Genomic DNA, 12,188 nt, shown 5'->3' with positions numbered 1-12,188 from the left:
GATGGACCCCCACGGTACGGTCTACTCCGCCGCGACGCGCGCCGCACGGGCTTGACGAGGCGGCCGCCGCATGCGATCGCGCGCGGAGCCCGCGGAACGGCGCGGACCGCTTCGGCGGGGTGCGTTCAGGCCGGCATGGCGAAGCGCGTCGCGGACCAGGTGGCGGAGACGCGGCTCATGACGAGCGCGCCGTAACCCGCGTCGCGCATCACTCCGCGCACCGCGTCGGCACCGGGCGCCGGGCCCTGCGTGCCGCCGTGCACCACCCACACGGGCGCGACGACGCCGCACTCGCGAAGCCATCCGGCGAGGCCGTGCAGCGAGCGCTCGTCGTCGACCACGGCGACGACGACGTCGGCCTCCCACGGCACCACGCGCGGCGAATCCGCGAGGGCGTCGACCAGCGAATCCAGGGGCAGGCGGCCGAGGACGGACACCGAGGCCTCCGTCGCGACGTCGAACTCGCCGACGGGCGGAGGCGGCGCTCCGACGAGACGCATTGCCGATCGCTCCGCGTTCGAGTCCCACCCCATCGCAACCCTCCCCGGGACATGATGACCCCGGCAGGGGGCGGCGCGCAATGCCCTGAGCGAGGTTGGTCGCCGGGTGACGCGAACGGGGGTGGGTCGGCGCCGCTCGCGCTCGATCCCACCCCCGCTGAAGCGGAGAAACGTGCTCCGTCCGTTCAGGCGGCCACGAGGCCGTCGAGGCGGGCGTAGCCCTCGCTCAGGCCGCGCTCCATGCCGCTCGCGACCATGCCGTCGCGGGCCTCGACGCTCGGGTAGACCGAGTGGATGGCGAGCCGGGTACGGCCGCCGCCGAGGTCCTCGAACCGGATCGTCTCGACGGCGACGATGTCGGGGTAGCCCTCGAACTCGAACGTCTGCACGGCGATCTCGTTCTCGCGCACGGAGTGGAACGTGCCGTTGAACGCGTAGCGCTCGCCCTGCCCGTCGACGTGCACGTAGCGGTATCCGCCGTGGCTCACGAAGTCCCACTGGTCGATCTGCATCTCGTAGCCGTTCGGCCCGAGCCACTGCTTCACGAGTTCGGGCTCGCGGTGCGCGCGGAAGAGGCGCTCGACCGGGGCGTCGAACTCCCGGACGATCTCGATGAAGGGCAGTCCCTCCGGGGCGGTGATGGTGACGGGGTTGGTCATGATGTGCTCTCTTCTGGAGCGGGGCCGGCGGCGCCGGCGCCCGGGTGGGATGCCTCGGCCGAGGCATCCCGGTTCGATGGATGCGACCCGCCCGCTGGCGAGTCGGCGGCGAGCAGCGCGTCGAGCGAACGGAAACGCTGCTCGTGGATCAGCCGGTAGCGGTCGATCCACGCGGTGAGGGCTTCGAGGGCGGCGGGGTCGAGGTGCACGGGCCGGCGCTGAGCGTCGCGCGTACGCGTGACGAGGCCGGCGTGCTCGAGCACCTGGATGTGCTTCGACACCGCCTGCTTGCTGATGGTGAACGGCTCGGCGAGCTCGTTGACCGTGGCGGGCCCGCGGCTGAGGCGGGCGATGATGCGACGACGCACCGGGTCGGCGAGTGCGAGGAAGGCGCGGTCGAGCCGCTCGTCGGACGACGGGTTCAGGAGCATTCGCGCCTCCTCGCATTCGTGTGCCGCCGGTGTGCGGCCCAGGTGATCAATGAACTTCTTGATCAACCTGATAGTTGATTAAGATAGTCCCGACCGAGCCACCGGTCAAGGGCGATCCCAGAATCGTCGCCATGAATTCGTGCAGACCGCTCGCGCGCCGACCACGAGCGGAGCAGAATCGGCGCCAGAGACCAAACGATCGAAGGAGTCGCTGATGTCCGTCACGCTGAACCCGTACCTGAACTTCCGGGACGAAGCACGCCAGGCGCTCGAGTTCTACCACTCGGTGTTCGGCGGCACGCTCAACGTGTCGACCTTCGCCGACTTCGGCCAGGCCGACCCGGCCGATGCCGACAAGATCATGCACGGGCAGATCGACGGCGACCACGGCATCACCCTGATGGCCGCCGACACCCCCTCGCACCTCGAGTACCGGCCCGCCGCCGGCTTCTCGGTGTCCCTCTCCGGCGACGACGACGCCGTGCTGCGCGGCTACTACGACCGACTGGTCGACGGCGGCACGGTCGTCGAGCCGCTCGTCGTCGCGCCGTGGGGCGACGCCTTCGGCATGCTCGTCGACCGGTTCGGCGTCAGCTGGCTCGTGAACATCGCCGGCGGCGCGCAAGCGTAGCGCGGCGCGCGGGCGCGCGCGGGCGCGCGCGCGGGCCCGCGCGCCGCGCTGCGCGGGCCCACCCACGCGAAAGGGTCGCATTCCGGCATCCGGTGCCCATCGTGGGCATCTCGGTGTCGGAAAGCGACCCTCTCAGCGGAGTGGCTGGCCGGCCTGCTCAGTCGAAGAGCTCGGAAAGCCAGTTCTCCTTCTTCTTCTTCCGATAGTGACCCTGGTCGTACCCGCGCTGGTCGTAGCCGCGCTGGTCGTAGCCCTGGCCCTGACCCGTCATCTGACGCAGCAGGTCCATCGGGTTCTGGCCGCCCTGCTGCGCAGGCTGCTGATACTGCGGCTGCCCGGGCTGCTGCTGCGGCGCAGGCTGCTGCGGCGCAGGCTGCGCGCCGAGTTCGCGGCCGGCGCGCTCGAGGATCTTGTCGAGCTCGCCGCGGTCGAGCCAGACGCCGCGGCAGGTGGGGCAGTAGTCGATCTCGATTCCGCTGCGCTCGCTCATCACGAGCACGGCGCCGTCAACGGGGCACTGCATCAGACTGGTTCCTCCCAGGTGCGTGTCGCCGGACCGGGCGATCCGATTCCCGCGAGCGTATTGGGCGAAGCTGTGCTGAGCCTGGGGCGGGACCGCCTCGCGGCAGCGGTCGCCGCGCCGGGATAGAAACGACGAACGCCGCGGGGGGTTCGCCCCGCGGCGTTCGCTACGTTCGATGCCGAATCAGATCGCGCGGATCTTCTCCGCCTGCGGGCCCTTCTGGCCCTGCGCGACGTCGAACTCGACCTTCTGCCCCTCGTCGAGCGAGCGGTAGCCGTTGCCGTCGATCGCGCTGAAGTGCGCGAAGACGTCAGCGCTGCCGTCGTCCGGGGAGATGAAGCCGTAGCCCTTTTCGGCGTTGAACCACTTGACGGTTCCGGTTGCCATGCTGTGTTTCCTTCGTTCGTGCCAATGGGCGGCTCGTGCCCGCCCGACGCGACGACCGGACCGGTCGTCGCGCGCCGCGGACGCCCCGCGGGGGCCGAGGCGGAACGTTGCTGACGGGCCGCACTCGAATCGGGTCATGCCTCACGGAAGGATCCGCCTCCGGGCAATCAAATTGGAGGCACGGGCGGTCGCCCGCTGAGTTGGAGTACTGGCTAACATAGCTCACCTGTGTCTTCGATCGGAAGACTCTCCACATCACGAAATTGGCACATCGTCAGCAGTGTGTCGGCGTATGACGCAGATCAGCACCCCGGCCCGCTCGGGTTGGCTCGACAATCACCGTCGGTGAGCACGGTGTCGAAGCTGCCGACCAGGAACTGCTGCGATCCGGCTTCGATGGCCAGCGTGCCGGGGATGCCCCGCCACGCCGACCCGGCGAAGCGGTACTCGGCGGCATAGTGCACGGTCAACGTCACCGTGGAGCGCCCGGCCCGTTCGAAGCGGAGCGAGGTCTCGGTGCTGGAGAGCTCCGGCGAGCCGAGCTCGCGCCAGCTGCGGCCAGCAGAGTCGGCTACCAACCGTTCACCAGTCGAGGCCAGCCACTCGTAGCCGACCGGGGTGAAGGCCACCTCGACGGGGCGGCCGAGCAAGGAGCCGGTTCGCGACACCGGGCCCGCCTCCGCGATGAGGTTGACCGGGCGCCGCACGATCGCCCAGCCCGAGGGTTCGCTGGACATCCCGGACGGGCCCGGGGCGAACGAAGCGACATCGCTGAACGTCAGAGCCGGTTCGGGCTGCTCCGGATCCGTCGGCGGCACCGGCTCCTCCCGCTCCGGCGCGGCACAGATCGCGGGGTTCATCGGGCTGCAGTTGGCGGGAGGGGGTGGGGGTGGAGGGGTCGCCGTCTCCGTTGATGCGGAGTCAGCTGCACCATCGGACTGTTCGTCGGGTTCGACTGCTGCTCCCTCAGCGCGAACCTCGGCCGCGATATCAACTACCTCGCTACCGATCCAGCCTCCAAGATCGGTCCAGTCTCCCGCTGGTGCTCCAGGAGCGAGCAGGACAACTAGACCAACAATAGGACGGCCGAGCACTACTCGCACAGAGCCCGATCCTTCCAAGGCAAGATCTGGGAGATGACGAGCTGCTCACGATTTCCCTGAAGCGAAACTAGAAGCGATTGACGATCCTGCCGACCTGATGGCGTGACGTCATAGCCAGCCTGATCGAGAATCCGGACCGCCGAAACGTCGCGACAGAGGTAAACGCTGATGACCACTCCGTCGCCCTGCGTGTGATGGTCCGCGACCATAGCGTTGCTGACGACAGAAGCTCCCTCAGACCGGAGTCCCAACTCTTCAAACTGGCGAAACTCATTGACGGACTGTTCATAGAGGTCGGTGTCCACAAGGTCGCGAAGCCGCTCAACACCGGCTCCGCCGTCGGAACCGATGGCCGCTGATGCAGCCGCATACGCGGCATACGCCTCCTCGGCTGCGGCGAGCGCCTCTTCGTCGCTGGCGAAGATCGGGGATGGTGTCGCGGGCGGTGAGGCGGTGGGCGTCGCGGCCGTACCTCCGCCGCAACCGGCGAGACCAAGCGCGAGACCGGATGCGAGCAGCGCGGTCGTCGCGGCAACGCGTGGATGGGTTCGAGGCATCCCTGCACGTTAGGCGACTCACCGCGCCGGGGCGGCGGACTGTCCACAGGCGTCGCAGCGCGCCCTGCGGCAACCGGACCTGTCGCTCCGGCGCCCCGCGCGCACGTGCACGAGGAGGAGCCGTGACGGGGCGAAAGATCCAACCGCGTCGCAGCGCGACATCCGACCTCTGGCGCCCCTACGCTTGGGGGCGTGATTCCCCCCATCCGCGCCTCCCTGCTCGCGGCCGCCGCCCTGGCGGCCCTCGCGCTCGCCGGCTGCACCGGGCAGCCCGCCCCCGCTCCCGCCCCGACCGATGCGGCGGCCACCGCGCCCGCCGCGGGGACGTGCGCCGGCATCACCGTGATCGTCGACACCGGCGACCTCGAGCTGTCGGACGACATCTCGACCGAGCTCTGCGTGGTCACCGACGATCCGATGATCGCCGGCGACGCGCTCGCCCGCGCCGGGGTCGAGACCGAGGGCACCGCGCAGTACGGCGACCAGGTCGTCTGCCGGGTGAACGGCGTACCGCAGCAGGATCTCGCGATCCCCACCGCCGACGGCAGCGAGTACTTCGAGACGTGCGAGTCGATGCCCGCCGCATTCGCCTACTGGGCCCTCTGGCAGAAGCCCGCCGACGGCGAGTGGGGCTACGCGCAGGAGGGCCTCGGCACCCTCGAGCTGCAGCCGGGCGACGCCATCGAGCTCCTCTTCACCCTGAACGACGAACCGGCCGCGCCCGCGGAGTGATCCCGCCGGCGCCTTCGACCCCCACGAGCCACGCCGTGTTCCGATTCCGAGCCGCACCGCTGCGGCACGCTGCGATCCTCGCCGTCGGATTCATCGTCGTGCGCGTGCTCTACCGCGTCCTCTTCCACGGGGTCGACGGTAACGGGGTCGTACTGCTCGACCTGCCCGTCGTGCGCCTGCCCGCCCCGTTCGGGCACGTCACGATGCTCGGTCCGATCACGAGCGGCGGCCTCTGGACCTCGATCGAGAGCGCCCTCCCCATCGCCGCGGTCATCTTCGCGTTCGGCGCGATCAACGCGTGCGTCGACCTGTCGAAGCTGTTCGCGCGGGGCGCCCGCGGCGGCCCGCTGCGAGGCGCGGCGCGCACGCTCGTCATCGCGTGGGCGACGGTCCCCGCGCTCGGCGACGCGGTGCGGGAGGTCGCGTTGGCCCGGAAGCTCCGTGGTTCGCGGGGCGCCGCCGCGCTCCTGGTGCCGCTCCTCGAGCGCACCGTCGAGCGCGCGGTCGCGATCGCGGCGGCGATGGAGGTGCGGGGCTTCGGCGCGCAGCGCTCGGTGGATGCCGGGAGCGCGACTCCGATCGAGTTCCGCGAGGTGGTGCTCGCCTACGGCGCGTGCGCGGATGCCGCGGACGCCGGCCCCGACGCTCCGATCGGGGGCTGGACGCTCGCCGTCGACGAGTTCGTCGTGCCGGCCGGCAGCCTCGTCCTCGTGGGCGGCCCCACCGGCTCGGGCAAGTCCACCCTGCTGCACGCGCTCAGCGGCCTGCACACGCACTTCGACGACGGTGAACTGCACGGCTCCGCGCGTCTCGCCGGTGTCGACCGCCGCACGGTCCCGCCGCGGGAGACCGCCGGATTCGTCGGCGTCGTCCTGCAGAATCCGCGGCGCGGTTTCGCGAGCGAGACGGTCGCCGACGAGATCGGATTCGCCCCGAGCGCGCGCGGCGTCGTCGCCTCGATCGTCGCCGCCCGCGTCGCTGAAGCTGCGGCACGCGTCGGGGTGACGCCGCTGCTCGGCCGCGACATCCGCGCCCTGTCCGCCGGCGAGGCGACGCTCGTCGCGATCGCCGCCGCACTCGTCGAACGCCCCCGCATCCTCCTCGTCGACGAGCCGCTCGCCGACCTCGACGCCGAGGCACGACTCCGGATCCGCGCCCTGCTCGACTCCCTGGCGCACGAGCACGGCGTTTGCGTCGTCGTCGCCGAGCATCGGGTCGGCGAGCTCGCCGCCGTCGCCGACGCCCGCTTCGACATCCGGGACGGCCTGGTCGCCCGCATCGCGAGCGGCGAGGCGCTCGGGCCGGAAGACGAGGAGGATGCCTCGGCCGGGGACCGCGCCTCGGCCGGAGCCCGCGCGACGATCGCTTCGACGGGCGAACCGCGGCTCGAAGCCCGCGGCGTCCACGTCGTGCTCGGCGGCCGGGTCGCCGTCGACAACGCCTCCCTCGACCTGAACGCCGGCGAGATCGTCGCCCTCGCGGGGCCCAACGGCGCCGGCAAGTCGAGCCTGCTGCTCGCCCTCGCCCTGCCGAACGCGGCCGGCGCGGTGCGCGTCGGCGGCGTCGACGTCGCGCACCTTCGGCGGCGGACCAGGCGCGCGGCGATCGCCCTCGTGCCCGAGGCCTCCGACGATCTGCTCTGCGCGACGAGCGCCGAAGACGAGTGCCGCCGGGCCGACCGCGAGGCCGGCGCGGCGAGCGGCACGACCCGCGCCCGGTTCCTCGCCTTCCTCGGTGCGCGGGACGACGCGGCCGCATCGGCCCGCCTGCTCGCGAGCCATCCGCGGGACCTCTCGACCGGTGAGCGGCGCTGCCTCGCGATCGCGATCCAGCTGGCGGCGGATGCCTCGGTGCTGCTCATCGACGAACCGACCCGGGGGCTCGACGCGCGGGCCAGAGCCCTCGTCGCCGCGGCGCTCCGCGCCTCCGCGAGCGACGGACGCGCGGTCGCCATCGCCACGCACGACCACGCCTTCGCCGCCGAACTCGCCGAACGCACGATCGAGATGCGCGACGGCCGGCTCGGATCGGGCGCCCAACGAACGGCGGTGCCCTCATGAAGTGGAGCCGCCGGGTGCAGACCCCGCTCGTCTGGGGCGGGCACCTGCTCGCCGCCGCGGCGTTCGCCTGGCCGCTCTTCGCGCCGGCGCTGCCCACGGAGGCGCAGGGCGCGGTGCCGTTCGTCGCCCTCGCCCTCGCCCCGCTCGCGGCGGTCGCGCTCGTGTTCGTGCTCGACGGCAGCGTGCGATCGGCGAAGGTGCTCGCCCTGCTCGGCACCCTCACCGCCGTCGGCGCCGCGGTGCGGATCGTCGGCACCGGGGTCGGTGGCATCGAGGCGGTCTTCGTGCTGCTCATCCTCGCCGGGCGGGCGTACGGAGCGCGCTTCGGGTTCCTGCTCGGCGTGTTCGTCATCCTGCTCTCATCGACCCTGCAGGGCGGCTTCGGGCCGTGGACGCCGTTCCAGATGTTCGCGTGCGGCTGGGTCGGCGCGGGCGCCGGGCTCCTCCCCCGCCTCGGCGGCCGACGGGCGAAGCTCGCCGAGGTCGCGATGCTCGCGACCTACGGGGTGCTCGCGTCGTACGCCTTCGGGCTCATCATGAACTTCTGGTACTGGCCGTTCGCGGTCGGCACCGGCGCCGGCATCTCCTACGAACCGGGCGCGACGCTCGGCGAGAACCTCGGCAGCTTCCTGCTGTACTCGCTCGTCACCTCGACCGCGAGCTGGGACACGCTGCGCGCCATCACCACGGTGATCGGCCTCGCGGTGGCGGGCCCGGCGGTGCTGGCGGCGCTGCGGCGGGCGAAGCTGCCGCGCAACGCGCTGCGGTGAGCTGTGGTGCGCTGCGTGGTTCGCTGAGCCGGTCGAAGCGGTCGCGCCCCTTCGACAAGCTCAGGGGACCAGGGGTTCGCTGAGCCGGTCGAAGCGCCCTTCGACAAGCTCAGGGAACCACGCCGGTCAGACGGAGAAGTACTTCGCCTCGGGGTGGTGGAAGACGAATGCGTCCGTCGACTGCTCGGGGTGCAGCTGCAGCTCCTCGCTGAGCTCGACGCCCATGCGCTCGGGACGCAGCAGCTCGACGACCTTGCGGCGGTCCTCCATGTCGGGGCACGCGGGATACCCGAGCGAGAACCTCGCCCCCCGGTACTCGAGCTTGAAGAGGCCCGAGGCATCCGCCGGGTCCTCCGCGGCGAAGCCGAGCTCCGCCCGGATGCGCGCGTGCCAGAACTCGGCGAGCGCCTCCGTGAGCTGCATGACGAGTCCGTTGAGCTCGTAGTAGTCGCGGTAGCGGTTCTCGGCGAACAGCTTGGCGGTGACCGCGTCGATGCTCGCTCCCGCCGTGACGAGTTGCACGGGCAGGACGTCGACTTCACCGGCGTCCCGCGAGCGCACGAAGTCGGCGAGGCAGAGGTGCCGGTCGCGGCGCTGCCGCGGGAAGCGGAACCGTAGCCGATCCGCGCCGAGCGGGCCGCCGGAGCCGCCGTCGGGCGCCAGCAGCCCCGGTCGCCCGAGGGCGCCGGCCGGGTCGTCGCCGTGGTGCAGCACGACCACCTCGTCACCCTCCGAGACGACCGGGAAGAAGCCGTACGCGACCGAGGCGTCGAGCATGCCCTCGGCGAGGATGCGGTCGAGCCAGTACCGGAGCCTCGGCCGACCCTCGCGCTCGACGAGCTCCTCGTAGCTCGCGCCGTCCTCGCCGCGGCCGGGCTTCAAACCCCACTGCCCGAGGAACGTCGCCCGCTCGTCGAGGAACGCCGCGTAGTCGGCGAGCGCGACGCCGCGCACGATGCGGGTGCCCCAGAACGGCGGGGCCGGCACGGCGTTGTCGCGAGCGACGTCGGAGCGGCTCGGCATCGCGTCGGGCTCGGTGAGGGTCAGCCGCGACCCGGCGGAGTGGATGCGCTTCTTCAGCGCGGGCAGTCCGACCTCGGCGGGGTCGGCGCCGCGGGCGACGCGCACGAGCGGCTCCATCAGCGCGAGTCCTTCGAAGGCGTCGCGGGCGTAGCGGACTTCGCCGTCGAAGATGCCGGCGAGGTCGTCCTCGACGTAGGTGCGGGTGAGCGCCGCGCCGCCGAGGATGACGGGCCAACGCGTCGCGAGGCCGCGCGCGTTCAGCTCTTCGAGGTTCTCCTTCATCACGACCGTGGACTTCACGAGCAGCCCGGACATGCCGATGACGTCGGCGTCGTGCTGCTCGGCGGCGGCGATGATGTCGGCGATCGGCTGCTTGATGCCGAGATTGATCACCTCGTAGCCGTTGTTCGTCAGGATGATGTCGACGAGGTTCTTGCCGATGTCGTGCACGTCGCCGCGCACGGTGGCGAGCACGATGCGGCCCTTGCCCGCGGCATCCGCCTTCTCCATGTGCGGTTCGAGCAGGGCCACCGCGTTCTTCATCACCTCGGCGGACTGCAGCACGAACGGCAGCTGCATCTCGCCCGCGCCGAAGCGTTCGCCGACGACCTTCATGCCCTCGAGCAGGTGGTCGTTGATGATGCCGAGCGCGGTCATGCCGCCGTCGAGGGCGAGCTGGAGGTCGGCCTCGAGCCCCTTGCCCTCGCCGTCGATGATGCGCCGTTCGAGGCGTTCGCCGACGGGCAGCGCGGCGAGCTCGGCGGCGCGCTGGTCGCGGAGCGCGGCGGTGTCGACGCCGGCGAAGAGGTCGAGCATGACGGCGAGTGGGTCGTAAGTGACGCTGCCGTCGGCGTCGTACTCGCGGCGGTCCCAGACGAGGTCGAGGGCGACCTCGCGCTGCTCGGGCGAGAGCGAGGCGAGCGGCACGATCTTCGCGGCGTCGATGATGCCGGAGTCGAGGCCGGCTTCGACCGCCTCGTGCAGGAACACGGAGTTCAGCACGCTGCGCGCCGCCGGGTTCAGGCCGAAGGAGACGTTGGAGACGCCGAGGGTGAAGTGCAGGCCCGGGTACGTCTCGTGCAGGCGACGGATGGCCTCGATCGTCTCGATGGCGTCGCGCCGGGTCTCCTCCTGTCCGGTCGCGATCGGGAAGGTGAGCGCGTCGAGCACGATGTCGTGCTCGTGCAGCCCCCACTCCCCCGTGAGCTCATCGACGAGGCGGGTCGCGATGCGCACCTTGTCGTCGGCGGTGCGGGCCTGGCCCTGTTCGTCGATGGTGAGGGCGACGACGGCGGCGCCGTGCTCCTTCACGAGCGGCATGATGCGGCCGAAGCGTGAGGCGGGGCCGTCGCCGTCTTCATAGTTGACGGAGTTCACGACGGGCCGGCCGCCGATGAGCTCGAGGCCGGCGGCGATCACGGCGGGCTCGGTGGAGTCGACGACGAGCGGCAGGGTCGACGCGCTCGCGAGCCGGGAGACGATCTCGCGGATGTCGGCGACCCCGTCGCGGCCGACGTAGTCGACGCAGACGTCGAGCAGGTGCGCGCCGACGCGGGTCTGCTGCTTCGCGATCTCGACGCAGTCCTCGTACCGCCCCTCGAGCATGGCCTCCCGGAACGCTTTCGAGCCGTTCGCGTTGGTGCGCTCGCCGATGGCGAGGTACGCGGCGTCCTGGTCGAAGGGGACGTGCTGGTAGAGCGAGGCGACGCCCGGCTCGATCCGCGGGCGGCGGGATGCCTCGCCGACGATGCGCGCGGAGGCATCCACGCCGTTCGGCGCGGCCGAGCTGCTCGAGGCATCCACTCCGTCGGGGCGGAGCCGCGCGACGACCGCCGCGAGGTGCTCGGGTGTCGTGCCGCAGCACCCGCCGACGAGGGCGAGGCCGAACTCGCGCACGAACTGTTCATGGGCCGTCGCGAGCTCGGCGGGGGTGAGCGGGTAGTGCGCGCCGTCGGCGCCGAGCACGGGCAGGCCGGCGTTCGGCATGCAGGCGACCGGCACGGGCGAGTGCTTGGAGAGGTGGCGGAGGTGCTCGCTCATCTCAGCCGGCCCGGTGGCGCAGTTCAGGCCGATCGCGTCGACGCCGAGGGGCTCGAGCGCGGTGAGCGCCGCGCCGATCTCCGACCCCATGAGCATGGTGCCGGTGGTCTCGACCGTCACCTCGACGAGGATCGGCAGGCGGATGCCGCGGGCGACGATCGCCTGCTTGCAGCCGTTCACCGCGGCCTTCGTCTGCAGCAGGTCCTGCGAGGTCTCGACGAGGAAGGCGTCGGCCCCGCCGTCGATGAGCCCCTCGGCCTGCAGGGCGAAGGTCTGCTTGAGATGCTCGTAGCTGGTGTGGCCGAGGCTCGGCAGCTTCGTGCCGGGGCCCATCGAGCCGAGCACCCAGCGGAGGCGGCCGTCGGCGCGCTCGGCGGCCTCGACGCGCTCGCGGGCGATGCGCGCGCCCGACTCGGCGAGCTCGGCGATGCGGTCGTCGATGCCGTAGTCGGAGAGGTTCGACCAGTTGGCGCCGAAGGTGTTCGTCTCGACGGCGTCGATGCCGACTGCGAGGTAGGCGTCGTGGATGCCGCCGATGACGTCTGGGCGGGTCGCGTTCAGGATCTCGTTGCAGCCCTCGTGGCCCTCGAAGTCGCCGTCGAGGGAGAGCTCGTACTGCTGCAGCATGGTTCCCATCGCGCCGTCGGCGATGACGACCCGGGTGCGGAGGGCTTCGAGCAGCGCCTCGGCGCGCGGGGCGCGGGGCACCGCCTCGACGTCGAGGGGGAAACGCGGCGCGCTCGCGCCCGGGGCGATGGTCTGGCCGGTCACG

The 12,188-nt window shown here is 71.6% G+C and carries 12 protein-coding genes; 4 read left to right on the top strand and 8 right to left on the bottom strand.

What is annotated here, in order from left to right:
- Positions 1 to 125: 125 nt before the first annotated feature.
- From M3147_RS12190 to M3147_RS12180, 3 genes are all read right to left on the bottom strand, one after another.
- Positions 126 to 500 carry a hypothetical protein gene (locus M3147_RS12190; RefSeq protein ID WP_251203741.1) on the bottom strand — a complete coding sequence of 125 codons (375 nt, stop codon included), beginning with the start codon at positions 498 to 500 and terminating at the stop codon, positions 126 to 128.
- A 185-nt stretch (positions 501 to 685) separates the two neighbouring features.
- Positions 686 to 1,159, bottom strand: coding sequence for an SRPBCC family protein (locus tag M3147_RS12185; protein ID WP_251203740.1), 474 nt, complete (start codon positions 1,157 to 1,159; stop codon positions 686 to 688).
- Positions 1,156 to 1,590, bottom strand: coding sequence for an ArsR/SmtB family transcription factor (locus M3147_RS12180; RefSeq protein WP_251203739.1), 435 nt, complete (start codon positions 1,588 to 1,590; stop codon positions 1,156 to 1,158). The genes M3147_RS12185 and M3147_RS12180 overlap by 4 nt, the downstream gene beginning before the upstream one ends.
- A 214-nt stretch (positions 1,591 to 1,804) precedes the next feature.
- Between M3147_RS12180 and M3147_RS12175 the strand changes: the two genes are divergently transcribed.
- The gene (locus M3147_RS12175; protein ID WP_251203738.1) at positions 1,805 to 2,221 is read left to right on the top strand and encodes a VOC family protein; all 417 of its coding nucleotides are present in this window, start codon (positions 1,805 to 1,807) and stop codon (positions 2,219 to 2,221) included.
- Positions 2,222 to 2,378: 157 nt separating this feature from the next.
- Here M3147_RS12175 and M3147_RS12170 read toward each other — a convergent pair whose 3' ends face one another.
- From M3147_RS12170 to M3147_RS12155, 4 genes are all read right to left on the bottom strand, one after another.
- Positions 2,379 to 2,744 carry a zf-TFIIB domain-containing protein gene (locus M3147_RS12170; RefSeq protein WP_251203737.1) on the bottom strand — a complete coding sequence of 122 codons (366 nt, stop codon included), beginning with the start codon at positions 2,742 to 2,744 and terminating at the stop codon, positions 2,379 to 2,381.
- A 183-nt stretch (positions 2,745 to 2,927) separates the two neighbouring features.
- The gene (gene cspE, locus M3147_RS12165) at positions 2,928 to 3,131 is read right to left on the bottom strand and encodes a transcription antiterminator/RNA stability regulator CspE (protein WP_189083548.1); all 204 of its coding nucleotides are present in this window, start codon (positions 3,129 to 3,131) and stop codon (positions 2,928 to 2,930) included.
- 302 nt (positions 3,132 to 3,433) lie between these two features.
- Positions 3,434 to 3,868 carry a hypothetical protein gene (locus M3147_RS12160; RefSeq protein WP_251203736.1) on the bottom strand — a complete coding sequence of 145 codons (435 nt, stop codon included), beginning with the start codon at positions 3,866 to 3,868 and terminating at the stop codon, positions 3,434 to 3,436.
- 356 nt (positions 3,869 to 4,224) lie between these two features.
- Positions 4,225 to 4,791: a hypothetical protein gene (locus tag M3147_RS12155; RefSeq protein WP_251203735.1), complete on the bottom strand. Its 567-nt coding sequence runs from the start codon at positions 4,789 to 4,791 to the stop codon at positions 4,225 to 4,227.
- Positions 4,792 to 4,983: 192 nt separating this feature from the next.
- Between M3147_RS12155 and M3147_RS12150 the strand changes: the two genes are divergently transcribed.
- The 3 genes from M3147_RS12150 to M3147_RS12140 are packed head-to-tail and all read left to right on the top strand — an operon-like array spanning position 4,984 to position 8,353.
- A complete protein-coding gene (locus M3147_RS12150; RefSeq protein WP_251203734.1) occupies positions 4,984 to 5,523 on the top strand; it encodes a hypothetical protein in 540 nt (179 codons plus the stop codon).
- Between the two features lie 35 nt (positions 5,524 to 5,558).
- Positions 5,559 to 7,583 carry an ATP-binding cassette domain-containing protein gene (locus M3147_RS12145; RefSeq protein ID WP_251203733.1) on the top strand — a complete coding sequence of 675 codons (2,025 nt, stop codon included), beginning with the start codon at positions 5,559 to 5,561 and terminating at the stop codon, positions 7,581 to 7,583.
- Positions 7,580 to 8,353, top strand: coding sequence for an ECF transporter S component (locus M3147_RS12140; protein ID WP_251203732.1), 774 nt, complete (start codon positions 7,580 to 7,582; stop codon positions 8,351 to 8,353). The genes M3147_RS12145 and M3147_RS12140 overlap by 4 nt, the downstream gene beginning before the upstream one ends.
- A 126-nt stretch (positions 8,354 to 8,479) precedes the next feature.
- Here the strand turns inward: M3147_RS12140 and metH are convergent, their stop codons facing one another.
- Positions 8,480 to 12,187 carry a methionine synthase gene (gene metH / locus M3147_RS12135; RefSeq protein ID WP_439954199.1) on the bottom strand — a complete coding sequence of 1,236 codons (3,708 nt, stop codon included), beginning with the start codon at positions 12,185 to 12,187 and terminating at the stop codon, positions 8,480 to 8,482.
- Between the last annotated feature and the right edge of the window lies 1 nt (position 12,188).

It is taken from the genome of Agromyces mediolanus, assembly GCF_023715325.1.
Taxonomy (GTDB): Bacteria; Actinomycetota; Actinomycetes; order Actinomycetales; family Microbacteriaceae; genus Agromyces; species Agromyces mediolanus_A.
The sequence above is the reverse complement of the archived record's forward strand: the minus strand, read 5'-3'. Positions and strand labels throughout refer to the sequence as shown.